The sequence below is a fragment of the Pararhizobium sp. A13 genome, from assembly GCF_040126305.1.
GTDB lineage: Bacteria > Pseudomonadota > Alphaproteobacteria > Rhizobiales > Rhizobiaceae > Pararhizobium.
The window spans coordinates 1637883-1661953 of record NZ_CP149510.1; the positions used below are offsets into that span (position 1 = coordinate 1637883).

At 61.4% G+C, this 24071-nt stretch carries 24 protein-coding genes; 15 read left to right on the plus strand and 9 right to left on the minus strand.

Annotated elements, in window-relative coordinates; all coding sequences use genetic code 11:
* The first annotated feature begins 85 nt into the window (after window positions 1–85).
* On the plus strand, window positions 86–586 hold the full coding sequence (locus WI754_RS07915) for an Rrf2 family transcriptional regulator (RefSeq protein WP_349437143.1): 501 nt from the start codon (window positions 86–88) through the stop codon (window positions 584–586).
* A gap of 22 nt (window positions 587–608) precedes the next feature.
* Entirely contained in the window at window positions 609–1070 is a 462-nt protein-coding gene (locus WI754_RS07920; RefSeq protein WP_349437144.1) for a carboxymuconolactone decarboxylase family protein, read from the plus strand.
* Between the two features lie 232 nt (window positions 1071–1302).
* On the opposite strand, the gene WI754_RS07925 is transcribed toward WI754_RS07920, so the two are convergent.
* Both WI754_RS07925 and WI754_RS07930 read right to left on the minus strand, forming a co-directional pair.
* Window positions 1303–1935, minus strand: a complete 633-nt coding sequence (locus tag WI754_RS07925) for a YitT family protein (protein ID WP_349437145.1) — start codon at window positions 1933–1935, stop codon at window positions 1303–1305.
* A 206-nt stretch (window positions 1936–2141) separates the two neighbouring features.
* Window positions 2142–3086 (minus strand): class I SAM-dependent methyltransferase, encoded by a 945-nt coding sequence (locus WI754_RS07930; RefSeq protein ID WP_349437146.1) that lies wholly within the window; start codon window positions 3084–3086, stop codon window positions 2142–2144.
* A 163-nt stretch (window positions 3087–3249) separates the two neighbouring features.
* On the opposite strand from WI754_RS07930, the gene WI754_RS07935 reads away from it, so the two are divergent.
* From WI754_RS07935 to WI754_RS07945, 3 genes are read left to right on the plus strand one after another with little or no spacing between them, the layout of a single operon-like run.
* The gene (locus tag WI754_RS07935; protein WP_349437147.1) at window positions 3250–3516 is read left to right on the plus strand and encodes a DUF6460 domain-containing protein; all 267 of its coding nucleotides are present in this window, start codon (window positions 3250–3252) and stop codon (window positions 3514–3516) included.
* 1 nt (window position 3517) lies between these two features.
* Window positions 3518–4021 carry a CAP domain-containing protein gene (locus tag WI754_RS07940; RefSeq protein WP_349437148.1) on the plus strand — a complete coding sequence of 168 codons (504 nt, stop codon included), beginning with the start codon at window positions 3518–3520 and terminating at the stop codon, window positions 4019–4021.
* 39 nt (window positions 4022–4060) lie between these two features.
* Window positions 4061–5419, plus strand: coding sequence for an MATE family efflux transporter (locus tag WI754_RS07945; RefSeq protein WP_349437149.1), 1359 nt, complete (start codon window positions 4061–4063; stop codon window positions 5417–5419).
* Between the two features lie 40 nt (window positions 5420–5459).
* Here WI754_RS07945 and WI754_RS07950 read toward each other — a convergent pair whose 3' ends face one another.
* Window positions 5460–6545 carry a quinone-dependent dihydroorotate dehydrogenase gene (locus tag WI754_RS07950; RefSeq protein WP_349437151.1) on the minus strand — a complete coding sequence of 362 codons (1086 nt, stop codon included), beginning with the start codon at window positions 6543–6545 and terminating at the stop codon, window positions 5460–5462.
* Complete coding sequence (locus tag WI754_RS07955) at window positions 6542–6889, minus strand: DUF952 domain-containing protein (protein WP_349437152.1); 348 nt, start codon at window positions 6887–6889, stop codon at window positions 6542–6544. The genes WI754_RS07950 and WI754_RS07955 overlap by 4 nt, the downstream gene beginning before the upstream one ends.
* A gap of 123 nt (window positions 6890–7012) precedes the next feature.
* Here WI754_RS07955 and WI754_RS07960 point away from each other — a divergent pair, with 123 nt between their 5' ends.
* Together WI754_RS07960 and WI754_RS07965 are read left to right on the plus strand one after the other, a co-directional pair.
* Window positions 7013–7441, plus strand: coding sequence for a hypothetical protein (locus WI754_RS07960; RefSeq protein WP_349437766.1), 429 nt, complete (start codon window positions 7013–7015; stop codon window positions 7439–7441).
* Between the two features lie 80 nt (window positions 7442–7521).
* Window positions 7522–8169, plus strand: a complete 648-nt coding sequence (locus WI754_RS07965) for a response regulator transcription factor (RefSeq protein ID WP_349437153.1) — start codon at window positions 7522–7524, stop codon at window positions 8167–8169.
* A gap of 352 nt (window positions 8170–8521) precedes the next feature.
* On the opposite strand, the gene WI754_RS07970 is transcribed toward WI754_RS07965, so the two are convergent.
* Entirely contained in the window at window positions 8522–12016 is a 3495-nt protein-coding gene (locus WI754_RS07970; RefSeq protein ID WP_349437154.1) for a NahK/ErcS family hybrid sensor histidine kinase/response regulator, read from the minus strand.
* A 240-nt stretch (window positions 12017–12256) separates the two neighbouring features.
* Between WI754_RS07970 and mscL the strand changes: the two genes are divergently transcribed.
* The 7 genes from mscL (at window position 12257) to WI754_RS08005 (ending at window position 19117) form a co-directional block, all read left to right on the plus strand.
* A complete protein-coding gene (gene mscL, locus WI754_RS07975) occupies window positions 12257–12682 on the plus strand; it encodes a large conductance mechanosensitive channel protein MscL (protein WP_349437155.1) in 426 nt (141 codons plus the stop codon).
* Window positions 12683–12875: 193 nt separating this feature from the next.
* Window positions 12876–14042 carry a pyridoxal phosphate-dependent aminotransferase gene (locus WI754_RS07980; protein ID WP_349437156.1) on the plus strand — a complete coding sequence of 389 codons (1167 nt, stop codon included), beginning with the start codon at window positions 12876–12878 and terminating at the stop codon, window positions 14040–14042.
* A 94-nt stretch (window positions 14043–14136) separates the two neighbouring features.
* Entirely contained in the window at window positions 14137–15129 is a 993-nt protein-coding gene (gene galE, locus WI754_RS07985; RefSeq protein WP_349437157.1) for a UDP-glucose 4-epimerase GalE, read from the plus strand.
* A gap of 346 nt (window positions 15130–15475) precedes the next feature.
* Window positions 15476–16246 carry a glucose-1-phosphate cytidylyltransferase gene (gene rfbF / locus WI754_RS07990; protein WP_349437159.1) on the plus strand — a complete coding sequence of 257 codons (771 nt, stop codon included), beginning with the start codon at window positions 15476–15478 and terminating at the stop codon, window positions 16244–16246.
* On the plus strand, window positions 16246–17331 hold the full coding sequence (gene rfbG, locus WI754_RS07995; protein ID WP_349437160.1) for a CDP-glucose 4,6-dehydratase: 1086 nt from the start codon (window positions 16246–16248) through the stop codon (window positions 17329–17331). Before rfbF ends, rfbG begins: the two co-directional genes overlap by 1 nt.
* Window positions 17328–17891 (plus strand): dTDP-4-dehydrorhamnose 3,5-epimerase family protein, encoded by a 564-nt coding sequence (locus WI754_RS08000; protein ID WP_349437161.1) that lies wholly within the window; start codon window positions 17328–17330, stop codon window positions 17889–17891. The genes rfbG and WI754_RS08000 overlap by 4 nt, the downstream gene beginning before the upstream one ends.
* Complete coding sequence (locus tag WI754_RS08005; protein WP_349437162.1) at window positions 17888–19117, plus strand: class I SAM-dependent methyltransferase; 1230 nt, start codon at window positions 17888–17890, stop codon at window positions 19115–19117. Before WI754_RS08000 ends, WI754_RS08005 begins: the two co-directional genes overlap by 4 nt.
* Before the next feature lie 96 nt (window positions 19118–19213).
* Here the strand turns inward: WI754_RS08005 and WI754_RS08010 are convergent, their stop codons facing one another.
* A complete protein-coding gene (locus WI754_RS08010; protein WP_349437163.1) occupies window positions 19214–19519 on the minus strand; it encodes a chorismate mutase family protein in 306 nt (101 codons plus the stop codon).
* 177 nt (window positions 19520–19696) lie between these two features.
* Here WI754_RS08010 and WI754_RS08015 point away from each other — a divergent pair, with 177 nt between their 5' ends.
* Window positions 19697–20911: a glycosyltransferase gene (locus WI754_RS08015; protein WP_349437164.1), complete on the plus strand. Its 1215-nt coding sequence runs from the start codon at window positions 19697–19699 to the stop codon at window positions 20909–20911.
* Between the two features lie 115 nt (window positions 20912–21026).
* On the opposite strand, the gene WI754_RS08020 is transcribed toward WI754_RS08015, so the two are convergent.
* From WI754_RS08020 to WI754_RS08030, 3 genes are all read right to left on the minus strand, one after another.
* Window positions 21027–21713, minus strand: a complete 687-nt coding sequence (locus tag WI754_RS08020) for a cephalosporin hydroxylase family protein (protein ID WP_349437166.1) — start codon at window positions 21711–21713, stop codon at window positions 21027–21029.
* A gap of 100 nt (window positions 21714–21813) precedes the next feature.
* Window positions 21814–22659, minus strand: coding sequence for an NAD(P)-dependent oxidoreductase (locus tag WI754_RS08025; protein ID WP_349437167.1), 846 nt, complete (start codon window positions 22657–22659; stop codon window positions 21814–21816).
* Window positions 22660–22713: 54 nt separating this feature from the next.
* On the minus strand, window positions 22714–23820 hold the full coding sequence (locus tag WI754_RS08030) for a hypothetical protein (RefSeq protein WP_349437168.1): 1107 nt from the start codon (window positions 23818–23820) through the stop codon (window positions 22714–22716).
* Window positions 23821–24071 lie beyond the last annotated feature (251 nt).

Sequence of the window (24071 nt, forward strand, 5' to 3'; positions counted from 1 at the left end):
CGCAAGCGCAGAGGTCGGATTTTGCCGGTTGACAGTCGTGATAATCATGGATATAAATTATCCACGATATGGCGAGGAGAGAGCAGTGAAACTGGGTGAGGGTGTCGAGCAGGCCATTCACAGTGTTGCGATGCTGTCGGGTCTTTCCGGGGGTGGCGTGCTCTCGGCGGCGGCGATCGCCGAGTTTCATGGCGTTTCGACCAGCTATCTCCTGAAGCATCTGCAGGCCCTGTCGGGCGCCGGCATTCTCGATACGGTGCCAGGCCCGAAGGGCGGATACCGGCTGGCAAGGAAGCCGGCCGACATCACGCTTCTCGACATCGTCCTTGCCGTCGAAGGCCCGGCACCGGCTTTCCGCTGCGGCGAAATCCGCCAGCGTGGGCCGAACCCGCTGCCGAGCCGGTATTTCGCCAAGCCCTGCGGCATCAACGCCGTCATGCTGAAAGCCGAGCAGGTCTACCGGGCGGAGCTGGCAAAGACCACGATTGCCGATCTCGGACGCGCTTTGGCCGAGATCGATGACGGCGGGATCGCAGCCAGGGGCTGCGCCTTCCTTGAAATCCATGAACGCAAAACGGCTCGCTGAGCCACCACAAAGGAGAAGACCGATGCAAACTCGTCTCGATATGACCAAAGCCTCGCCGGAAGCCTTCAAGGCCGTGTTCGCACTCGAAAATTTCGTGCAGAACTCCGGGCTGGAGCGCCGCTTCATCCACCTGATCAAGCTGCGCGCGTCTCAGATCAACGGCTGCGCCTACTGCGTCGACATGCACGTCAAGGAATCGCGTCATGACGGTCTCAGCGAACAGTGGATCAACCTGATGTGCGTCTGGCGGGAATCGCCGGTTTACGACGCCCGCGAACGGGCTCTGCTCGGCTGGGTCGACGCGGTGACCAACATTGCCCAAACAGGCGCTCCCGATGACGCCTATGAAGCGCTGCAGGCGCATTTCTCGAGCGAGGAGATCGCCAAGATCACCGTCGCGATCGGTACTATCAACGTCTGGAACCGGATCGCTGTCGGTTTCCGCTCGCAGCATCCGATCGACAAGCCGGCAAAGGCTGCCTGATCAGCAACACAGTTACGGCGCTGCGCATTCGCAACAGGTGCAGCGCCGGAGAGCGGGAACGGGTTCGTTGCTTGTCCCGCTCTCGCTTCATTGCGGATTGCGAAGAGGTCGGATGAGGGGGCAGCCGGTGCCACCCTTGGCAAAAGCGGCGCAATCCTTGACGAATGCGCCTTTGGCCCCCTCATCACCTTGCTTTGCGCGCGACGTCTCCTCCGCCCGGAGGACGTGCGTTTCACAAGGCGATATAACGATCGGCGCGGTGGTTGATGGTCAAAAAAAGATTGAGCACGACGGCGCCGAGCACCGAATAGAACACGACCGGCGGCGTTGTGACGAAGAAGGCGGCTGCCAGCACGCAGAGATCGATGGCAAGCTGGACGAGACCGGCGCGGATGCCGAAACGCTCCTGCATGTAGATGCCGAGAATGCCGACGCCGCCGAGGCTGGCGCGATGGCGGTAGAGCGCTAGCACGCCGAAACCGAGCAACAGGCCGCCGAGAAGTGCTGCCCAGGCCGGATGGATGCTGGCGATCTGCAGCACCTGGCTCTGGACATTGGTGAGCAGCGAGGTGATGCCGATGGCGATGAAGGTCTTCAGGGTGAATGTTATGCCAAGGCGCTTCCACGACAGGTAGAAGAACGGCAGGTTGAGCAGGAAGAAGGCGAGGCCGAAATTGATGCCCAGCGCATAATGCAGGAGGAAGGCGACACCGGCGGTGCTGCCGGTCAGAAGGCCGGCGCTGGCGATCACATAGAGGCCAAGTGCTGCCACGAGGCTGCCGGAGAAGATGCCCTGCATATCCTCGATCGGCGTGTGGCGCGTTGCACTGGTGTTCCAGAAACCAAGGGCATTGATAAAGCTCATGGCGCGATCTCCGAAGGTCGCAAAAGATATGCGCCCGGGCGGGTCCGGACGGCGATGATGGGAATGAATGAAGTACGAGCGCGCCGGCGGTCTTTTCGAAAGCAGCGCTTGTGTGCAATGCAGCAATTATCGGCATTTGTGCCGTCTCGATCAAGTGAAATATGTAAGCAATGCTGACCTATTTCAACTTCGCAAGAAAAATTCGTTCAGACCGGTTTTCTCGTAAGGAAAAGAATGCCGGAGACCGGTTTTCCGCCATCATTGCGAATGGTGGTCTTGAGGATTTCGAGCATGTCGAGCCCAAAGCGCTTGCAGAGCTGTCTGATGTAGCTTTCCGAATGCGCGTAGCGCAGGGATTCGCGGAGGACGAAGTCGCCTTCCTCGCCGCCATCCTCGACGGAAAAGGCAAACAGGCCGCCATCGGCAAGCAGCTTTGACGCGATGACGAAGACGCTGTCGAGATTGCCGAGATACATCAGCACATCGGCAGCGCTGACGAGGTTGGCGCGGTTTTCGGAGGCCTTACCCTCGGCAAACACGCCGGAACGTTCGGGCGGCAGGGAAAGGTCGGCCTGTGCAAGCCGGTCGTAGATGCCTTTGTCTTCGGCCTTGGCCAGCATATTGGCAGAGAGATCGAAGCCTTCGAGATGATCGGCCTTGCCGCGGATACGCTCGCCGAACAGGCCGGTGCCGCAGCCAAGATCGATGACATGGGCAAAGCGATCACTGCCCGCATCGACCGCAATCAAGGCGGCGAGTTTTGCGGGAACGGAATAATCGAGCTTTTCGACCAGCGCCTTGTCGAAGCGGTCGGCATAGTCATCGAAGAGTTGCGCCACATAGAGGCTGGAAGGCTGCTCCGGTGTCTCGGCGCCGCCGAGGAGGGCGAGTTTCAGGCCGGCGCCGAAAATATCGTCAGGGTTGAGCTCCAGAACTTTCTTGAGCGCGGTCACCGCCGCCTCTTTGCGGCCGGATTTCTCCTGATAGTCGGCGAGGCGGAACCAGCCGGCCGCCCAATCCGGAACAAGCTCCAGCGCCTGGGACATCAGGTCCGCGGCGCCGGTGTGGTCGCCGCCGTCGGCAAGCATATGCGCATATTCGGCGCGACGGTCGGCGATCAGGTCGCCGGAGGAAAGCTGGTTGAGGTTCATTGTTCCTGCGCCTCGATTTTGCCCTTGGGCTTTAACCGCTTGTCGCGTGTGAGGGGAAAAATGGCAAGCGGCGATTGGCTCGGCAAGGGGTATCGCCAATCTTCACGGCTTGCGAGTGGCGCCGTGGCGGCTTATGTCAGGCAAAACAGGAGAATCATGGGCCATGGCCGACGGAGTGAACAAGTTTCTGGGCGATACGCCCGGCCGGGTGATCGTCAAGCTGCTGGTGGTTTCGGTCATCGTCGGCTTCGTCATGGCGGTGTTCGGCTGGACGCCCTATGGCATTCTCTACACAGTCAGAGACTTCGTTCTGGATCTCTGGCATTCCGGCTTTGCGGCGCTCGGCCGCATCGGTGACTATCTGCTGCTCGGTGCGGCCGTGGTCATTCCGGTCTTCGTCATCCTGCGCATTCTCAGCTATCGGCGGTAATATGGACGATCAGAACTTCCTCGCCTCCCGGCGCACGTTTCTGCGGTCGGGAGCGTTTCTTTCGCTCGGCTTTCTTGCCAGTTGCGGCACGCCCAAGGTAACCCCGCGGGGCGACGGCAGCGACCAGACGGATGCGACGCTCGGTTATGTCAACGATTTGAGAAAGCAGAAGGGGCTCAAGCAACTCGCGCGCGACCCGGCTGCCGCGCAGGCAGCGCTTGCGCAGGCCGACCGGATGGCCAAGGCCGGGAAGATGTCCCATTTGATCGGTATGGGTGACAGTTTTCTAGAGCGCATGAAGGGGCAGGGTGTCGCCTTGCCGGCGGCGGAGAATATCGCCATGGGCCAGGACAGCGCCGAAAAGGTCTATGCCGCCTGGTATCATTCGCCCAAGCATCTGGAGAACATGCTGGGGCCGAACTACAGCGGGCTTGGTGTCGCGGTGATGCGGAATCCGGCTTCCGGAAACCAGCCCTATTGGGCCATGGTGCTTTCGACCGCCTGATCTGATCCTGGGTTTCGCGGCTGGTCTTGAGGACAAACAATGACGGCAGCGCAGACAACCGATATCAGCGAAAATAGCCATGGGGCGGGCCCCTTCCTCGTCACCAACCGGCTGATCCTGTCGATCGCGGTGCCGATGACACTCGGCTTCCTGACGACGCCGCTGCTCGGGCTGGTCGATACGGCCGTCGTCGGGCATATGGGGCAGGCGACGCTGCTTGCCGGTCTGGCGGTCGGCGCCATCCTCTTCGATCTCCTGTTCACCACCTTCAATTTCGTGCGCTCCGCCACGACCGGCCTTGTCGCCCAGGCTTTCGGGCGCGGCGATAAGACGGAAGAGCAGGCCGTTTTCTGGCGTTCCCTGATCATCGCTTTGGTCTGCGGGACTGCCATCGTCCTGTTGTCGCCACTGCTGTTGGCGGCCGGGCTCTGGTTGATGGCGCCGGGGCCGGAGGTGGAGGCGGTGACCCGCACCTATTTCCTCTGTCGCATCCTTTCCGGTCCGGCGGCGCTCGCCAACTACACGATCCTTGGATACGTGCTCGGGCGCGGGCAGGGGACGACGGGGCTGATGCTGCAGACGCTGATCAACGGCATCAACATCGTCTTGTCCATCTTTCTCGGCCTCTATCTCGGCTGGGGCGTGATGGGTGTGGCGCTGGCGACGGTGGCGGGCGAGGTGGTCGGCGCCATCGCCGGATTTGCAATCGTCTACGGCCGCTTCGACCGGACGGTTTCGCCGAATTGGGCCTCGATCATCGCCCGCGAACGCCTGAAGCCGCTGTTCGGGCTCAACCGCGACATCATGATCCGCTCCTTCGTGCTTCTCGCCGCTTTCACCCTGATGACGCGCATCGGTACGTCTCTCGGCCCCGTGACGCTTGCCGCCAACGCGGTGCTGATGACGATCTTCCTTGTCGCCGGCTATTATCTCGATGGGCTCGCCAATGCCGCCGAGCAGCTGACAGGCCGGGCGATCGGCGCACGCTTCCGGCCGGCCTTCGACAGGGCGCTGAGGATGACGGCGATCTGGTCCTTCGTTCTGGCCGGTTTCACGACGATCGCCTTTCTCCTCTTTGGCAATCAACTGGTCGACCTCTTGACGACAGCGGCGGACGTGCGGGCGCAGGCCCATGTCTACATGCCCTGGGCGGCGATCACGGCACTGACAGGGGCGCTGGCCTTCCTGATGGATGGTGTCTTCATTGGCGCCACCTGGTCGCGCGACATGCGCAACATGATGCTTGCCGCCTTTGCAGGCTATGTCGCCGCGCTCTGTCTGTTGGTGCCGGCCTTCGGCAATCACGGGCTCTGGGCGTCGCTCAACCTGTTCCTGCTGTTTCGCGGTCTTTTCCTGATGGCGCTGGTGCCGCGCCGCTCGGCTCAGACGTTTCTATAAGGGCATGATGTAACCCGAAACCGCTTCACACTTTTCGGCATCATGCCTTGGCGGCCCAGTAATCCGTCCGGCTGCCGCAGATATCTGCGATCGACGAGAGCTTTTCGCGGTCGCAGAGTTGCGACAGGCCGCGGACGATGCGTCCCGGCAGTGAAGGGCCTTCATAGATCATGCAGGAATAGAGCTGGACGAGATTGGCGCCGGCGCGGATTTTCTCGGCTGCCGTTTCGGCCGACGAGACGCCGCCGACGCCGATGATCGGCAGATCGGGGCCGACGCGCTTGCGCATCTTGGCGAGCACGACGGTGGATTTTTCAAACAGCGGCTTGCCGGATAGTCCGCCGCTTTCCCCGGCCTGGCGCCGATCCTTCAGACCGTCGCGCGACAGCGTCGTATTGGAGACGATCAACCCGTCGAGAGCGTGCGACAGCGCCTCCGCAGCAATATCGTCCATGCCCTCTTCGGTGAGATCCGGCGCGATCTTCAGGAACACCGGCACGCGGACACCAATCCTGGCAGCTTCCTCGTCGCGTGCGGCGAGCACTGCGGACAGAAGCGCGGAGAGGCTTTCACCTGCCTGCAGGTCGCGCAGGCCGGGCGTGTTCGGGGAGGAGATGTTGGCGGTGAAATAGCGGGCGACGCTGTAGAAGGTGCGGATGCCGGCGACATAATCGGCGACCCGGTCGCCGCTGTCCTTGTTGGCGCCGATATTGACGCCGATCATGGCCCTTCGGTCGCAGGACCGAAGCCGGGTAAGCGCCGCTTGGTGGCCGTCATTGTTGAAGCCGAGGCGGTTGATGACGGCATCATCCTCAACCAGACGGAAGATACGCGGTTTGTCGTTACCGGCCTGCGGCTTCGGCGTCACGGTGCCGATCTCGGTGAAGCCGAAACCGAGCCTGAGCAGCGCCTCCGGTACCTCGGCATTCTTGTCGTAGCCGGCCGCCATGCCGAGCGGATTGGCAAAGGTGAGGCCGGCAACGGTCTGCGTCAGCCGCGGATCGGCGGGGGCGGCGCGGGCAGGCACGAGGCCTGTCTTCAGCGCCTTGATGGAGAGGCCGTGGGCGGCTTCCGGATCGAACAGGAAAAGGCCGCGGCGGGCGAGCGACTGGAAGGCATCGATCATCGGTCAAGCTCCGGAAAGACATGAATGCCATCGGTGCCGAGCGGCAGCGGTTTTGCCCAGAGAACCGCATCGAAGGACAGCGCGGCGTAAAGATGCGGAAACAGCGTACCGCTGGGCGAGGCCTCATAGACGAGCTTGTCGCCGAGCTTTTCGGCATCGATGGCGACGAGCAGAAGGCCTTCCTGTCCAGCAAAATAGCGGGCAGCAGTTCCCGGTGCCTGCTCGGCCGTCGACAAATGGATGTAGCCATCCGTCAGATCGATCGAGGCGCCCTTGAATTCGCCGCTGTTCAGCGCATCCTGCCATAGAGTTGCCGGGACGATTTTGTAGATGATGCTGCTCATGCCGCCGTTTCCTGGACATTGGACGATGTGTTTTGCGGGATTGCCGCAATCCTGTGCGAAAGTCCACCGGCAAGCGGGTCCGATCCCGGATTTTTAGGCAATATGGAGGTTGCGATGAACAGGATGCTGATACCGGTCTTGGCCCTTGGCGGGGTCTTCGCAGCTGTTACAGTCTTTGCCCAGGAGCCGGCGCCGGGACGTTACGCCATGCAGAAGACCGACAGCGGCATTGCGCGGTTGGATACGCAGACCGGCGAGGTGTCGCTGTGCCAGGAGGGAAACGGCGAAATGGTCTGCCGGATGGCGGCCGACGAACGCACCGCCTTCGAACTGGAGCTCGATTTGCTGACCAAAAGGGTCGAAACCCTGGAAAAAGCTGTCGGAGAAGGCCAGACTGCGCTGAAACCACGGCTTCCGACGGAGGAAGAGATTGACCAGACGATGAGCATCATGGAAAGAATGATGCGCAGTTTCATGGGAATTGTGAAGGATCTGGAACGCGAGGACAAGACGCCGTCGGGCAAGACGGAGGACGGCCCTCAGAAGACCTGACCTGTTCTTGGATGATACATGCGGCGTAGCGGTGAATTGGAGGATTCGCCGGTTTCGCCAGGCTCTTGGGAGGGAGCGTCATGACGTCAGGTTTGACCATCATCATTGCGGACGATCACCCGCTGTTTCGCGGCGCGATGCGCCAGGCGCTGACCGGCATGGCCGGCAATCCGACCATCATCGAAGCAGGTGATTTCACCACGGCGCGGCAGGCGGCGATCGACCAAGTCTCCGCCGACCTGATGCTGCTCGATCTCACCATGCCGGGCGTCAGCGGACTGTCCGGCCTCATCGCTCTCAGGGCTGAATTCCAGAGCCTGCCGGTGATGATCGTCTCCGCCCATGACGACCCGGCGACGATCCAGCGGGCACTGGAACTCGGCGCCTCCGGCTTTCTGTCCAAATCCGCCGGCATCGACGAAATCCGCCAGGGCATCGAAACGGTCATGGCCGGCGACATCTTCACCCCGCCGGGCTTCCAGCGCGGCATGGAGCATGAGCCGGAAGTGGCGGATCTTCTGCATCGGCTGCAGACGCTGACGCCGCAGCAATCGCGCGTGCTCGGCATGCTGGCCGAAGGCCTGCTCAATAAGCAGATTGCCTATGAACTCGGCGTGTCGGAGGCAACAATCAAGGCGCATGTGTCGGCGATATTGCTCAAGCTCAATGTCGACAGCCGTACGCAGGCGGTGATCCAGCTGGGCAAGATTGCGGCTGTGGCGGCTTGAGGGCTGCTGGCACTGAGTTTCGTTTGAAATTTAAAAAAGATTCAACTTCCGGATGATCCGAGATATTGTTGCCACTGTGGGGGCGAAGCAGCGCGCACCGTGCCCGCAGGTGCGATTCGGCGAGATGGGCTTACCGGACTGAGGCAGTCAGCCCTGCTTCCCATATTGGAGGTGATCTATGTGGTTTTTGCCATTTAGCATCACGCTTACTTTAAGGAAAACCCGGACGAGCTGGTCAATGTCCGTCCGGGTCAAGCTCGATAAGTAAGCAAACGGTGGCTGGAGTTAGCGCTCCAGTCACCACTCCGGCAATCTAATCCTTCCTTGTTGTTGTTGCAAGTTTGCGTCCGGCTCACTCCGCCGCCGCCTTCATCGATACCGAAAGCTGCGTCAGCCAGGCTCGCATCGAGGCTGGGCGAACGGGCTTGTTTTGCAGCGCGATGCCGTCGCGCTCGGCGGCAGCACGGACCTCCGGCGAGCGGTCGGCGGTGACGAGGAGGGCGGGGACGGCAATCGTGTAATAGTCGCGGATCGCCCGGATCGCGTCGATGCCGGTTGCCTTGTCCAGGTGGTAGTCGGCGATGATCGCGTCCGGATGCTGGGCGAGATTGACCGGATCGGCCTGCCAGGCCGCCAGCGACAGCGTGGTTGAAACGGTGCAGCCCCAGCCTTCGAGCAAAAGTTTCATGCCTTCGGTGATCTGGGCCTCGTTGTCTATGCACAGGACGCGCAGTCCGTGGAGCGGTTCGGCAGTTCCAACTGGTGCCGGAGCGGCAGTCTTGACGTTGCCGGCAGCGCGGTCGATCGGCATGGTCACGCGGAAGCGCGTGCCCTTGCCGGGGTTGGACTGCAGGTCGACAGTGTGATTGAGGACGCGGGAAATGCGGTCGACGATCGACAGGCCAAGCCCCAGGCCGGAGGCGGTCCTGGCGCCCTCGTCGAGACGGGCGAATTCCTTGAAGACCGTGCGGAATTTCGACGCAGGAATGCCGATGCCGGAATCGAGCACCTGGATGACGGCATTGCCACCTTCGCGGCGGACGCCGACCAGGACCTTGCCCTTCGGCGTGTATTTGATGGCATTGGACACTAGGTTCTGGACTAGGCGGCGCAGAAGGTTCGGGTCCGTGCGCACCGTCAGCGATGTCGGCATGACGGTGAGCTTGAGATTGGCGGCGCGGGCGACGGGGACGAAGTCCGTTTCGATGCGGCGCAGGAGATCGTTGAGGGGTACGGATTGAAGGCGCGGCTTCATCGCGCCGGTATCGAGCCGGGAAATATCGAGCACGGCGCCGAGGATGGATTCGACCGATTCCAGGGAGGAATCGATGTTCTGGACCAGCACGCTGTTTTCGGAATCGCCGAGCCGTTCGACCAGCGACGAGGAATAGAGCCGGGCGGCATTGAGCGGCTGCAGGATGTCATGGCCGGCTGCGGCGAAGAAGCGGGTCTTGCCGATATTGGCCTCTTCTGCGGCGGCGCGGGCTTCGGCCACTTCCTTGTTGACGCGGGTCAGTTCTCCGGTGCGTTCGGCCACACGCAGCTCCAGCGTCTCGTTCGCCTGTTTCAGCGCCATGTCGGCGGCGACGCGCTGGGTGATATCGGTATAGGTGGTGACGATGCCCTTGTCCGGCATGGCGTTGGTGCGCACTTCGATGATGCGTTCACCGCCAGCAAGCTCGAGCAGGAACGGTTTGTCGAGCGTCAGGAAGTTGGCAATCAGCCCCTTGCCGTCCTCCTTGCGGATATCGCCACGCTTGGTGAGGATCGAGACGATCTCAGCCAGCGGAAAGCCGACCTGTCCGGCGCTTTCCGGCAGATCGAGCAGCTGGCGGAAGCGGCGATTCCAGATGATCAGGTTGTTGGAACTGTCGAAGACGGCGATGCCTTGATCCATCTGCGAAAGCGCCGTCTGCAGCATGTCCTGATTGTACTGCAGCGCCTCGGACGCCTGGTCGAGCAGCCAGGCGGTGTCGGAGGACGTGTCGTCCATGCGTTGCAGCACCAGCGACAGAACGAGGCGGGCGGAGGACGAGCCGATGGCGCTGCCGAGCAGCTGCTCGGAGAAATGGACGAGCGCCATGTCGGCGTGCTGGTTGTCTTCCAGCCAGCGGCCGGACTGGCGCTCATAGGTGTGGAAGGAGCGTTGCATGCGCTCCTCGCCGAGATAGCGGGCGATCGTGGTTTTGAGATCCAGCACGGTGATCTTGGTCTTGCGGCCGCGAAACGCCCTTTCCGAGCGTGATTTGCGGCGGATGAAGACGCCGGCCTGCAGCCGCTCAAGCGGTTTTGGCGCACGCGTCAGCGAACCGACGACATAGGCGATCATGTTGACGAGCAGGCTGAGCGCCGAGGCATTCACCAGCGGGTCGGCGGCAGGACCGGAAAAGATCGCGGTGAATGGGAAGAGGAAACCGAGAACCGTCGCTGCGACATGCGAGTTATCCGGCCCGCCGAGGCTCGGCAGGAAGAGAAGATAGGCCCAGACGAGGAAGCCGAGCGTCATACCGGCGATGGCGCCACGGGCGTTGGCCTGGCGCCAGACGAGGCCACCGAAAAGTGCTGGCGCCATCTGCGATATGGCGGCGAAAGCGAGAAGGCCGAGAGAGGCGAGGCCGGCGCTCATGTCGGCGGAGCGGTAGTAGCCGTAGCCCAGCAACAGGACCACGAAGATCGCGGTGCGCCGGACGTTGAGAAGCGTGCCCGTGACATCCTGGGAGCCGCCGCGGACCATCAGGTTGCGCCTGAGGAAGACCGGCATGACGATGTCGTTCGAGATCATGATCGACAGGGCGACGGAGGCGACGATGACCATGGCGGTCGCGGCCGAAAAGCCGCCGATGAAAGTGATCAGCGTCAGCACCGGCATGTCGGCGGCGAGCGGCAGCGTCAGGAGATAGAGGTCTGCCTCGCCGCTGCCGGCAAAGGTCAGGATGCCGGCGATCGCGATCGGCAGCACGAAGAGATTGATGGCAATCAGATAGACCGGAAAGAGGATGCCGGCAGTTCGCAGATCCTTTTCCGTGCGGTTCTCGACGACGGTGACGTGGAATTGCCGCGGCAGCATGATGATGGCGAAGGCGGAAAGCACGACGAGCAGGATCCAGCGCGGCAGTGGCGTATGGTAGTTGACCGCGGCCATCACCTGGTGGTTGGCGAGTGCCCTGGCCCAGAGGTCGCTCGGGCCGTCGAACAGGAAGAAGACGACGTAGAGGCCGGCCGTCACCAGCGCCAGCAGCTTGACCACCGATTCCATCGCGATCGCCAGGATGAGACCGTCCTGATGTTCGGTGGCATCGGTGTGGCGCGTGCCGAAGACGATGGCGAAACAGGCGAGGAAGAGCGTGACGAGCAGCGGCAGATCGACGAAATTCTGGCCGGCGCCGATGCCATAGCCGCTGGTGTCGACCATGGCGGAAACAGAACTCGACACGGCCTTCAGCTGCAGGGCGATATAGGGGATGGCGCCGATCAGCGAAATCAGCGCGACGATGGCGGCAACGGCCGGGTTCTTGCCGTAGCGCGCGGCGACGAAGTCGGCGACGGAGGTCAGCTTCTCGGATTTCGCCAGCGCGATGATGCGACGGATCACCGGCAGGCCGATTGTGAACATCAGGATCGGGCCGATATAGATGCCGGTGAATTCAAGCCCGCGCTCGGCCGCAAGGCCGACGCCGCCGAAATAGGTCCAGGAGGTGCAGTAGATCGCAAGACTCAGGGCATAGACGAGCGGCCTGCCCTTGCCGGCAGGGGCATTGCGCGCCTTGCGATCGCCATAGCTTGCCACCGCAAACAGCAGCAGCAGATAGGCAAAGGCGGCCGCAAAGATGATCGAGCCCGAAAGCATGCCTCCTCCTTGTCCTCACATCAGCATAGGACAAGACGAGTGGGAAGAAAATCGGGCGCGCCTAAGCCTTAAGTCAAAGATCGGACACCTGTTTTTCGAACGGCACGAACTGGTGGGGTTCACTTCCATTTTCCGATGCACGATTTACTTGAGTGTAATTTCAAGTAGCATCTCCCGGCTATCCGGCGGGGCAAGGACAGGTAACGCCGGCCGACTTCCATAGAAGATGAGGAGAGACTAATGCTGAACGAATTCAAGGCGTTTATTGCCAGGGGCAATGTCATGGATCTTGCCGTTGGCATCATCATCGGCGGTGCTTTCACGCTGATCGTCAATTCGCTGGTAAACGACATCATCATGCCGATCGTCGGCGCCATCATCGGCAGCATCGACTTCTCCAATTTCTTCATTCCCCTGTCGGGCACCGTGACCGCCACCTCGCTTGCCGCTGCCCGCGAGCAGGGCGCGGTCTTTGCCTATGGCAACTTCCTTACCGTGGTGTTGAACTTCCTGATCCTCGCCTGGATCATCTTCCTGCTGGTCAAGGGGGTCAACAACATGCGCGCCACACTGGAAAAGCAGAAGAATGAGGAGCCCGCAGCACCGCCGCCGGTCGATGTGCAACTGCTGACGGAAATCCGTGATCTGCTGAAGCAGAGAGCTTAAGGCGATACATCACCAAAATCGATAAATTCGTCAGCGAATATCGCGTGATCGTGATCTGAAAAACCGCTAGAAGCGGCGGGCAACGAGAGCGCCACGCACACAATTTGGCACGCAAAGGACGCTCTCCCCTTTGATATTGCGCATAACCCGAAAATCGAATGCGATTTTCGGGTTATGCGTCAGGAGCCCTCCGATGACTATTCGCGCCAGCCTCAGCCCCCGATCGCTCGCAGCACCGGAAAGCGGTATCGTCGAACTGGTGAACTATGCGCGAGGGCGCGAAGGGCTGATCCCGCTCTGGGTCGGTGAGGGGGACTTGCCGACGCCGGATTTCATTTCGCAGGCAGCACAGGATTCGCTGAAGGCCGGCGAGACTTTCTACACCTGGCAACGCGGCATCCCGCCGCTGCGCGAGGCACTGGCGCGCTACTATCAGCGCCATTTCGGAAAGACGCTGTCACCGGACAATTTCTATGTGACGGGGTCAGGCATGCAGGCGATCAAGCTGGCGATCGAGGCCGTGACCTCGCCGGGCGACGATGTGGTCTTCCTCTCGCCGGCCTGGCCGAATTTCGCGGCCAGTGCGGAGCTTTCTGGCGTCCGGGCGATTGCCTTGCCGCTCAGCTTCGAAGACGGCAAATGGCAGCTCGATATCGGCAAGCTCGAAGATGCCATCACGCCGAAAACACGGGCGCTGTTCGTCAATACGCCCTCCAACCCGACAGGCTGGACCGCATCACATGGCGATCTGCGCGCGATTCTTGATCTGGCGCGCCGGCATGGCCTCTGGATCATCGCCGACGAAATCTATGCGCTCTACTACTACAGTGGCGTCCGCGCGCCGTCCTTCCTTGACATCATGGAAGACGATGACCGCATTCTCTTCGTCAATTCCTTCTCCAAGAACTGGTCGATGACTGGCTGGCGCGCCGGCTGGATCGTAGCGCCGCCGGAAATCGGCCAGGTGCTCGAAAACCTCATCCAGTATTCGACCTCCGGTGTCGCGCAGTTCATCCAGGCAGGGGCGGTGGTTGCGCTCGACCGGGGCGATGGCTTCGTCGCCGAAAACGTCGCAAAAGCTGTCCGCTCGCGCGATATGCTTTGCGATGCGCTGATCGCGACGAACCGCGTACAAACCCTGAAGCCGGACGGCGCGATCTATGCCTTCCTGAAGATCGACGGTGTCACCGATGCGCGCCGCGCGGCCCTCGATATCGTCGACAAGACCGGTGTCGGCCTCGCACCGGGCACCGCGTTCGGCGAAGGCGGATCGCTGTTCATGCGCGCCTGTTTCCTGCGCGATTCCCGCCAGATCGCAACGGCCGCCGAGCGGCTGGCCGGCTATATCGCGTCTCTTTGAGTGGAATTTGACCGTTAGGCACTGCACAAAATCCTTGTGTATCGCCCCGTGAACGGGTCATATCCCGCTGACTTCAACAGTGCGGGAGTGCGCAATGGCGGTTTTGGTAACGGGTGGCGGCGGCTATATCGGCAGCCACATGGTCTGGGCACTGCTCGATGCCGGTGAACAGGTTGTCGTCATCGATCGTCTCTCAACCGGGTTTCGCTGGGCGATCGCGCCCGAGGCGCGCTTCTACGAAGGTGACATCGCAGACACAGTTCTGATGCGGCAGATCTTCTCGGAAAACGAGATCGATTCCATCATCCATTTCGCCGGTTCGATCGTCGTGCCGGAATCGGTCGCCGATCCGCTCGGCTATTACGAGAACAACACGGTCAAGTCGCGCAGCCTGATTGCCAGCGCCGTCGAGGCCGGCATCCCCTATTTCGTGTTCTCTTCGACGGCAGCGGTTTATGGCACGCCCGAGGTTCTGGAACCGGTGACGGAAAGTGTCAACCTGAAGCCGGAATCGCCCTATGGCTCGTCCAAGCTGATGACCGAGATCATGCTGCGCGACACGGCCAATGCGCATGCCTTCACCTATACGGCGCTTCGCTATTTCAACGTCGCGGGCGCCGATCCGAAGGGGCGCAGCGGCCAGTCCTCGGCGCTGGCGACGCATCTGATCAAGGTCGCCTGCGCCACGGCGCTTGGCAAGCGCGCGTCGATGAGCGTCTTCGGCACCGACTATCCGACGCCGGACGGAACCTGTGTGCGCGATTACATTCACGTCTGGGATCTGGTGCAGGCGCATCTGAAGGCGCTGCAGCGCATGCGCGCCGGCGGCGGTTCGCTCGCCGCCAATTGTGGATACGGCCACGGCTTCTCGGTGCTTGAAGTGCTCGATGCGGTGCGCAAGGTGCATGGGGCCGACTTTCCCGTCACTTTCGCCGAACGCCGCGCAGGCGATCCGGCGATGATCGTCGCCAATCCGGCGCTCGCCAGACAAGAACTCGGTTGGGTTCCGGAATATGATGATCTCACCGGCATCATCCGCAGCGCGCTCGATTGGGAACAGCATCTGATGCGGAAGAATGCCTACTGAAATCCAATAGGTTTATGTCTTCCTGGCCTGATATTCGGCCGGGAAGACAGGAAGTCGGCGTTTGCCCGCAATCTCTCCAGTTTGACGACAGTTTCAGCTTCTAGGGTGCCTGCCAGGATAGACTGACTGGACCCGGAGCACGATGGCGTTTCCCTGCCTTAGAAACCGTATGACGGCAAAGCCATTGACTGTGCGGTCGAAGGCGGCGTGCGGGCCGGGATCAACTCGATCGCGGACCAATTCAGGCCTGTTTTCTTTCCATCTGTTTCCCTTCCGCCCGTCTCCCTTCCGCCAAGTCTTCGCCGGCACCGCCAGCGACCGCTTTCGCGCCTAGCCGGAGGATCCGATGAAAGCGGTCATTCTCGCTGGCGGTCTGGGCTCGCGCATTGCCGAGGAAACGCATCTGCGGCCGAAGCCGATGATCGAGATCGGCGGGCGGCCGATCCTCTGGCACATCATGAAACTCTACTATGCCCACGGCGTACGCGATTTCATCATCTGCTGCGGCTTCAAGGGCTATGTGATCAAGGAATACTTCGCCAATTACGGCCTGCACATGTCGGACATTACCTTCGACCTGTCGCAGAACAGCATCGAGTTTCATCGTCAGAGCGCCGAGAACTGGCGCGTGACGCTGATTGATACGGGCGAGAACTCGATGACCGGCGGCCGCCTCAAGCGCGTTGCCTCCTATCTCAAGGACGAGGAAGCCTTCTGCTTCACCTATGGCGATGGCGTCAGCAACGTCGATATCGGCGCGACCATCGCCTTTCACAAAAGCCACGGAAAGCATGCGACGGTGACGGCCGTGCGGCCGCCGGCGCGCTACGGCGCGCTGCAGCTGGACGGCACCGAGGTTCAGGGCTTCGTCGAAAAACCGGAAGGCGAGGGCGGCTTCATCAATGGCGGTTTTTTCGTTCTTTCGCCCCGCTGCATCGACCGGATCGAAGCGGATCATTCAAGCTGGGAGGGGGAACCCCTGATGGGACTGGCCAGGGACGGCGAGTTGCAGGCCTATTTCCACGAAGGCTTCTGGCAGCCGATGGATACGCTACGCGACAAGAATCATCTTGAAAGCCTGTGGCAGAGCGGCGCCCCGCCGTGGAAGACGTGGTGATGTCGATGATGAATGAATTCTGGCGTGGAAAGCGCGTCTTGGTTACCGGGCATACCGGCTTCAAAGGCAGTTGGCTGACGCTGTGGCTGCGTGAACTCGGGGCCGATGTTGCCGGCTTGTCGCTGGCGCCACGGACCGAACCCTCGCTGTACTTGCTGCTCGGCGGTGCGATGGATGGTCCCGGCATCATCGATATCCGCGACCGCGATGCGGTCACCCATCATGTGCTGAAGACCAAACCGCAGATCGTCTTTCATCTGGCGGCGCAGGCGCTGGTCAGGGCCGGTTATCGCAATCCGGCGGAAACCTATGACGTCAACGTGCTCGGCACGGCCAATCTGCTCGACGCCCTGCGTTTGTCGGAGGATGTGCGCTCGATCGTGGTCGTGACGACCGACAAGGTCTACCACAATGCCGAGACGGGGCTTGCCTTTATGGAGAGCGATCCGCTCGGCGGCCATGATCCCTATAGTGCCAGCAAGGCGGCGGCGGAGATCGTCGCGGCGAGCTACCGCGCCTCCTTCTTCTCAGCCCGCAAGGTTGGCCTTGCCACGGCGCGCGCCGGCAATGTCATTGGCGGCGGCGATTGGGCGGAAGACCGGCTGATTCCGGATGCGGTCAGGGCCTGGCAAAGTGGCGAGACATTGCAGGTGCGCCGCCCGCGGGCGGTGCGGCCCTGGCAGCACGTGCTTGAACCGCTCGGCGGTTACATGGGCCTTGCAGAACGGCTGTGGCAGGCGCCGGAGGGTGTCGAGAGCTACAATTTCGGCCCGGATCACGGCGATGCTGCATCGGTCGGCGCGGTTTTGAAGATGGCGGAGCACCATTTCGGCGGCGGCGGGATGATGCTCGGCGACGGAACGGACGGTCCGCACGAGGCGGGCTATCTGGTGCTCGACAGTGCCAAGGCGCGCGCCGAACTCGGTTACCAGCCGCGCTGGCGGCTGGCGGAAACCGTAAGGCGGACGATGGAATGGTATCGCGCGCAGGGCGATGGCCGGGCGGCGCTTGATCTCTGCCTTGCCGATATCCGGGATTTCGCCGGCTTGGCCGTTCGAGGCGAGCCTTTGAGGGCGGCCGGATGAGCGGGCGGTTCGAGGCGGCTAAAACGCCTCTCGACGGGTTGCTGGTTCTGACCCGCAGGAAGATGGCGGACGAGCGCGGGTTCCTCTCGCGCCTGTTCTGCGAGGACGATCTTGTAGTTTTCGGTTGGCAGGGACGCGTCGCGCAGCTCAACGAGACCGGAACGGCGTTCAAGGGAACGGTGCGCGGCATGCATTTCCAGCGTCCGCCGCACGCCGAGATCAAGCTGGTGGCGTGCACGCGCGGCCGCATCCTCGACGTCGCCGTCGATATCCGCCGGCATTCGCCGACCTTTCTCCGGCATTTCGCCGTCGAGCTTTCCGAAGACAACGCCTGTTCGCTGCTGATCCCCAAGGGCTTCGCCCATGGCTTCCAGGCGCTGACCGATGATGTCCGGATGATCTATGCCCATTCGCATCCCTACGCCGCCGAGGCGGAAGGCGGGCTCAACCCGCAAGACCCGGCGCTCGCTATCGACTGGCCGCTGCCGGTGATCAATCTCTCGCCGCGCGATGCGGCGCATCCCTTGCTGTCGCCGGACTATCGCGGAGTTGCTGCATGAGATGCCGTCACTGCGGATCGACGCATATGGTGCCGTTCCTCGACCTCGGCACTGCTCCGCCGTCGAATTCCTATGTCGATCCCGCCAAGCGTCATATACCGGAACTCTGGTATCCGCTGATCATCCGCTGCTGCCGGGAATGCCGGCTGGTGCAGACGGAAGACTTCGCCGATCGTGAGACGTTCTTCTCGTCGAGCTATGCCTATTTCAGCTCCTTCTCGACCTCCTGGCTCAACCACGCCAAGCAGTATGTCACCGAGATGCAGGCTCGTTTCGGCCTGACCGAAGCGTCGCACATCGTCGAGGTCGCGGCCAATGACGGCTATCTGCTGCAATATGCCAAAGAGCGTGGCATCGGCTGCCTCGGCATCGAGCCGACCGCGAGTACGGCGGCGGCTGCCCGGCAAAAGGGCATCGAAATCGTCGAGGAATTCTTTGGCGCCGAACTCGCCGAAAAACTGGCGGCGGAGGGGCGTTCCGCCGATCTGATGGCGGCCAACAACGTGCTGGCCCATGTGCCCGACATCAACGATTTTGTCGCCGGTTTCACCCGTCTCTTGAAGGCGAACGGCGTTGCCACCTTCGAGTTTCCGCACCTGCTCAATATGGTGCATGAGGCGCAGTTCGATACGGCCTATCACGAGCACTATTCCTATCTGTCGCTGACGGCCGTTACCCGCATCTTCGAGGCAAACGGTCTCTCCGTCTTCGACGTCGAGACGACGCAGTGGCATGGCGGTAGCCTGCGCGTGTTCGCACAGTGCAGCGACACCGGCGAGCATGTGAAGACCGTGGCCGTCGACGAAGTGCTGGACGCAGAGCGAGCGGCGGGAATGCTTGACGACGCCTTTTACACCCGTTTTCAGGAGGCGGCGCAGACAGTGCGCGACGGTTTCCTTGAATTCCTCATCGAAAGCAGGCGAGCGGGCCTGAAGGTTGCGGCCTACGGCGCCGCCGCCAAGGGCAACACGCTCATCAACTTCGCAGGCGTCAAGCCCGATCTCGTGGCGTTCGTCGTCGACAAGAATCCGGCCAAGCAGGGAACCCTGCTCCCGGGCAGCCGCATCGCGGTTGTCACGGAGGACGTCCTGAAAGCCGAAAAACCGGAAAGGGTGGTTATCCTGCCATGGAACCTACAGGCCGAAATCAAACAGCAGCTTTCGTATATCAGCGACTGGGGTGGCAAGTTCGTGACAGTAGTGCCGACGCTGACGGTGCATCCCTAGCGCAGGACGCGAACACCGACCTGCCTCAGGTCACCGTTGAGATGCCGGTGACGAAGGCAGATACGCCGATTGCCAAGGTCGGCTGACCGCCAAGTTTCATTTCTCGATTTCGCCGAGCACAACCTGCTCGTGCTCGATCGAATGTCGGATAAGCCGTGCCCAGATATCCTCGTAGAAGTCGGGATCGAGCCCAGCCCTCTCGGCGTTTTTTCGCGCGTTGCGGCGAACCTCATTCACGCGGGCCGGGATATCTGCCTTCAGTCCGGTCGGTTTCTTGATCTCGGCCGCCCGGTCGATATAGGCCCAGCGTTCCGCAAACAACGCCATCAGCGCTTTGTCCAGCCGGTCGATCTCGGCGCGGATATCCGCCATCGAGGCGCAGTCTGCCGGATTTTTCTGCATGCGGGTCTCCGGGTGTCATGTCTCACGGGCGGCTTGCTGCAAAGCAAGACCCAATCCAACGCTGCTTATCAAGCGATCCTTCTCCTGAAAAGCCGAAAACCCGAGGCAGGTTCAAAGGGTCGCGGGCAAGCCTCGCGAAAGCCCTCGCATCTAGTGTGCGACAAACGGAGAAATTTCATGTTCGCCCAGCCGAAACTGACGATTTGCGTGCCCTCACGGAACCGCCAGCGCTATTTCCAGGAAACCATCAGAAGCCTGCTGATGAACCTCAGGACGGATATCGAATATGTCTTCGCGGACAATTCGGACGATCCTTCGATCATGCGCGCGCTCATGGCGGAAATCGAAGGCGATCCACGCGTCAAGTTCCTGCCACCGGCCGACCAGGTCCTGCCGATGGTCGGCAACTGGGAGCGCTGCATGGAGGCGGCGGCGGGCGAGTTCATCTGCGTCATCGGCGACGACGACTACGTCGACCCCGATGTCGTCGATCTCATCGAAAAGATTCAGGCTGATGTGCCGGCCGTCGAAGCGATCGCCTGGTCGCGCCTGACCTACAATTGGCCGGACTTCCGCCCGCGCAAATGCACGGTCGCCGTGCCCATGGGAGCCCACTATCTCCAAGTTCCGCGCGACGCCCTGTACAGCAGTTTCTTCCACTGGTCGCACGCCTCTGCCTTCCCGAACTGCCTCTTTTCCGTCTATCACGGCGCGGTCTCCCGCAAGACGTTGGAGAAGATCCGCGCCAAATTCAACGGCCGCTATTTCGAGCATCCGGTCGTTGACTTCGAAAACACCTGCAAGCTTCTCGTTACCGCCAATACGTTCGTTCATGTCGAGCGTCCGTTTTCGGTCATGGGCGCATGCGCGGCAAGCAATTCCGGGCGAGCCCATACCGCCAGCCGCGTGGCGGAGATGCATGCGCAGTTCATGTCCGAGATCGGCCGCAACATCGATAACGATGCCTATATGGAGGGTTTCCCGTTTCCCTTTTTCCTCGGCAATACGGCTGCGATCGGCATGTGCCAGCAATGGTTCAAATACACCTATGGCTACAAGGCGCCCTCCGGATGGCAGAAGAATTTCGCCCGTGCCTGTGCCTTGAGTTGTTCGAGCAACGGCGGCAGGGACAATTTCGATCTCTTTGTTGCCGGTTACCGTGCAGCGATCGAAGCTTGGGATGGCGGCGCGTACCTATCCGCTTTCGAGCCACGGTACCAGACGCCGGCCGACGTCCTGTATTACGGGATGGTCGACAAAATGCTCTATCTCGACGAGGACATCGCCGGCGTCGCGACGCCGAGCGAGCTTTTCCAGATCGTCAAGCAGATCGTTGTGCCGCTCGAACAGATAGAAGGTCGGGTCAGCCAAAGACAGAGCAAGAGCGCCTGAGCGCCATGCCGGCGCGCGCTCCCATCAGGGGCACGGCCTGATCCATCCGAAAAACCGATGGGCAGTCAGTCAGGAAAAGGAAGGCGGGTGATCCGGCGATCGCCCGCCTTTTATATTAGCTGATGCGCTTCAGATAGCCGTCGGGGGCGACAGAGATCAGCAGCTTTTCATCGATGTCCTTGTCGATCACGAACTCCGGATGAGACTTGAGCCACTGATGCACGGCAGTCTTCGGATTGGCGCCCTTGTCCCACGGACGATCAGGATACATGCCGGCCGGCAGGTCCTCGATCATCGTGTCGAAGACGACGCAGTAGCTGGAAACCGTGGTGAGACCCGCATAGGCTTCGAGCTCGGCCAACACGTGATCATGCGTATGGTTGGAATCGAGGCAGACGAGAACCGACTTCTTGCCCTCGGCCGCCTTGTGCACCTGGGCGATGATCGCGGGGTCGATCGACGATCCTTCGATCATCGAGATGCGGCGATAGAGCGGGTGGGCCTCGATGGCGACGCGATTGTGCGCGCGGATATCGATATCGATCCCCAACACGCTTGCATCCGGATTTCCGCCGCAGGCGGCGTTGAGCTCGAGCATGGAGGCGGAGAAGATCAGCGAGCCGCCATGCGCGATGCCGGTTTCGATAATCAGATCCGGCTGCACCGCCCAGATCAGCTGCTGCATCGCGACGATATCCTGCGGGTACTGGATGATCGGCCGTCCCAGCCAGGAAAAGTTGTAGGAGTATTTCGGCGCGATCGAGGCCGTCAGAAACTCTTTCGCGGCGTCGGAGATGTTCATGGGTAGTGTTCCTATTCGGTTTTGAAGCCAAGCCGTTCGATGAAGATACTGTTGCGGGCCGCGGAGGCGACTCCGGCAAAATAGAGGTCGCGATAGCGCGTCATGATGTGATGAGCACCTTTCTGAGCAGGGTGTCGTCACCCCAGAATTCCATCGGTTCATAATCGGGATAAGGGTAGTGGCCGAGATTGAGCCGAACGTCCCAGCCGAGTTCCGCCGCCCATCCCTGAACGAGATCGAGGACGGTGACGGGGATGCCCGAGCAGAGGTTTACGACGCCGTGTCCGCCCGGTCCCAGCGCGAGATCGGCGATGGACTGTGCCAGCGTCTCGACGGCCAGAAAATCGCGAACCTGCTGGCCGCCCGACATGTCGAAGCTTGAGTGGCCGTTGCGGTATGCGTCATGGAATTGCGTCCACAGCGAGCGCACGCCCTGGCCGGGGCCGTAAGTGTAGAACAGGCGCGCCCAGGTGAAGGAAAACGGCATGGAGCGCTCAAGGAAACTCAGCTGCTGTTGCAGCGCGTGCTTGGCAAAGCCGTAGGGATTGTCCGGCATGCAGGGACGGCTTTCCGCAAGCGCGCCGGTCTGCATGCCGTATTCGAAGCAGGTGCCTGTGCAAAAAAGGGAAGGCAGACCACATTCGACGGCGCGTTTCAGGAATGCATATTGCCGAGGCAGCTCCGTTTCGAAGTGGTGGAGAGAGCGGTAGTTCGGCAGCCCGTCCCAGGCAAGGTGGATGAGGATATCCGGGCAGCCCATGGCTTCATAGGGATCGGCCGGCGGCGCGGCGATGTCGAACCTGCGCAGCGAGACGCTAGGAAACTGCGGCAGATCGCTGACCTGTCGCGAAAGTGCGATAACCTCGACGGGCCGCTCAACCAGCGCCTTGAGGACATGCTTTCCGATAAAGCCTGTCGCACCGGTGACTGCGATTTTCTTCAACATTCGAACGCGCCCACACGCCTGCGTCTGCTGAGCGGTGCCGCCGTCATCGGGTCTTCAATCTACTTGAGGGCGGCACAGAACGGCCATGGGCGTGAGCAGAGACTTGGCGACCGCATAAAATTCCTGCGGCGTCTGTGCGCCGCCGATAAAACGGTCGATCAGAATAGCGTCGCCATGCAGGCCGCGGCGTGTGTCCCGAGGACGGACATCGTGGAATTCCGGTCGGAACAGGGGCGCAAGGCGCCCTCCCTCGAATTCGCTGAGAGCAGCGAAATAGCCGTTACCTTTGCCGACATAGGCTTCGCGCGTGGTTTCCATCATGCAATCGATCATCAGGGCACGCACGAAAGCCTGGTGGCCGCCGCCCCAGGGGCTGGAAAGTTCGCGCAGCACATGGAACTGCACTTCGGCCACGGCGCCGGCAAGGCCGAGGCCCGAATGGAAGGGGAAGTTCCAAGAGTGCAAGGGCGACTGCGCTACGAAGGGGGTCACGCTGATCACCGACATGGAGCGCGGCGAGAAGGCAAGCCCGTTCGCAAACAGAAGCACTTTTGCCGCCCATTCATATTGCGGAACCGGCGTCGACCAGTCCTGCGGTTCGGGGAGTTGTAGCACCGTGTCGACCAGCGAGCGGCGAATGGCGGCATGATAGAGACCGAACGGCATCTTCGGGCTGTTCAGGCTGCCTTCCCAATTGAAGAATGCCTTCAGCATTGTGGTCTTGTCGATTGTCGAGATGTGTGAGCTTGCCGGGACCGCGACCGAGCTCGCCTTGCCCGGCTCCGCATGAGGGTCGATCTGAAAGGCATTCCACGCGAGGGCATCGATGCCGGGCGAGCTGGTTTCGAGAAAGGCGACCATGATCGACAGGTCGCTTTCTATCATGTCGCCCGGATTGACCAGCGTCACCCAGTCGCCCGTCGCGGCGGAGACCGCGTGGCGCCACAGGAGCTGGCGAGCCGTGCCCTGATCTGTATCGATGATCCTTGCGCGTCCATCACTCGACACGGCGCTGAGAAGCGCATCGGCGAGCGAGATATCCGATGATTTTGCCAGGACGATCTCAATATCCGCGTTACGGTTTTCCAGAATTGCGGTCACAAGTGGCAGGGCATCCTGCGCGGCGGCCTCCACGGGGATGCAGATCGAGAGTTTGGTCATGGCTTGCCTCGTGACATCAGCGGTCTTTGCCGAACGGCCACCGCGCGCGGCCAATCCGGAAAATGGTCACATCAGCAGGCAAGCAGCATCTGCGCGGAGGAGGGTGCGGTCCTGTCTCCCGCTGGAAGCCATTGCCTGCTGACGTGTGCGTTAGAGGTAGCGCGGGAAACTTGAGCGAGGCTTTGCATCGACGCCCGGCGCTAAAGCGCATTGCGACAAAACGGATTCATGCGATGCGCTTCAGGTCTTTG

Coding starts and splice junctions, on each gene's coding strand:
- WI754_RS07920 (WP_349437144.1), top strand. CDS start 609: ATGCAAACTCGTCTCGATATGACCAAAGCCTCGCCGGAAGCCTTCAAG.
- WI754_RS07925 (WP_349437145.1), bottom strand. CDS start 1,935: ATGAGCTTTATCAATGCCCTTGGTTTCTGGAACACCAGTGCAACGCGC.
- WI754_RS07930 (WP_349437146.1), bottom strand. CDS start 3,086: ATGAACCTCAACCAGCTTTCCTCCGGCGACCTGATCGCCGACCGTCGC.
- WI754_RS07935 (WP_349437147.1), top strand. CDS start 3,250: ATGGCCGACGGAGTGAACAAGTTTCTGGGCGATACGCCCGGCCGGGTG.
- WI754_RS07940 (WP_349437148.1), top strand. CDS start 3,518: ATGGACGATCAGAACTTCCTCGCCTCCCGGCGCACGTTTCTGCGGTCG.
- WI754_RS07945 (WP_349437149.1), top strand. CDS start 4,061: ATGACGGCAGCGCAGACAACCGATATCAGCGAAAATAGCCATGGGGCG.
- WI754_RS07950 (WP_349437151.1), bottom strand. CDS start 6,545: ATGATCGATGCCTTCCAGTCGCTCGCCCGCCGCGGCCTTTTCCTGTTC.
- WI754_RS07955 (WP_349437152.1), bottom strand. CDS start 6,889: ATGAGCAGCATCATCTACAAAATCGTCCCGGCAACTCTATGGCAGGAT.
- WI754_RS07960 (WP_349437766.1), top strand. CDS start 7,013: ATGCTGATACCGGTCTTGGCCCTTGGCGGGGTCTTCGCAGCTGTTACA.
- WI754_RS07965 (WP_349437153.1), top strand. CDS start 7,522: ATGACGTCAGGTTTGACCATCATCATTGCGGACGATCACCCGCTGTTT.
- WI754_RS07970 (WP_349437154.1), bottom strand. CDS start 12,016: ATGCTTTCGGGCTCGATCATCTTTGCGGCCGCCTTTGCCTATCTGCTG.
- mscL (WP_349437155.1), top strand. CDS start 12,257: ATGCTGAACGAATTCAAGGCGTTTATTGCCAGGGGCAATGTCATGGAT.
- WI754_RS07980 (WP_349437156.1), top strand. CDS start 12,876: ATGACTATTCGCGCCAGCCTCAGCCCCCGATCGCTCGCAGCACCGGAA.
- galE (WP_349437157.1), top strand. CDS start 14,137: ATGGCGGTTTTGGTAACGGGTGGCGGCGGCTATATCGGCAGCCACATG.
- rfbF (WP_349437159.1), top strand. CDS start 15,476: ATGAAAGCGGTCATTCTCGCTGGCGGTCTGGGCTCGCGCATTGCCGAG.
- rfbG (WP_349437160.1), top strand. CDS start 16,246: ATGTCGATGATGAATGAATTCTGGCGTGGAAAGCGCGTCTTGGTTACC.
- WI754_RS08000 (WP_349437161.1), top strand. CDS start 17,328: ATGAGCGGGCGGTTCGAGGCGGCTAAAACGCCTCTCGACGGGTTGCTG.
- WI754_RS08005 (WP_349437162.1), top strand. CDS start 17,888: ATGAGATGCCGTCACTGCGGATCGACGCATATGGTGCCGTTCCTCGAC.
- WI754_RS08010 (WP_349437163.1), bottom strand. CDS start 19,519: ATGCAGAAAAATCCGGCAGACTGCGCCTCGATGGCGGATATCCGCGCC.
- WI754_RS08015 (WP_349437164.1), top strand. CDS start 19,697: ATGTTCGCCCAGCCGAAACTGACGATTTGCGTGCCCTCACGGAACCGC.
- WI754_RS08020 (WP_349437166.1), bottom strand. CDS start 21,713: ATGAACATCTCCGACGCCGCGAAAGAGTTTCTGACGGCCTCGATCGCG.
- WI754_RS08025 (WP_349437167.1), bottom strand. CDS start 22,659: ATGTTGAAGAAAATCGCAGTCACCGGTGCGACAGGCTTTATCGGAAAG.
- WI754_RS08030 (WP_349437168.1), bottom strand. CDS start 23,820: ATGACCAAACTCTCGATCTGCATCCCCGTGGAGGCCGCCGCGCAGGAT.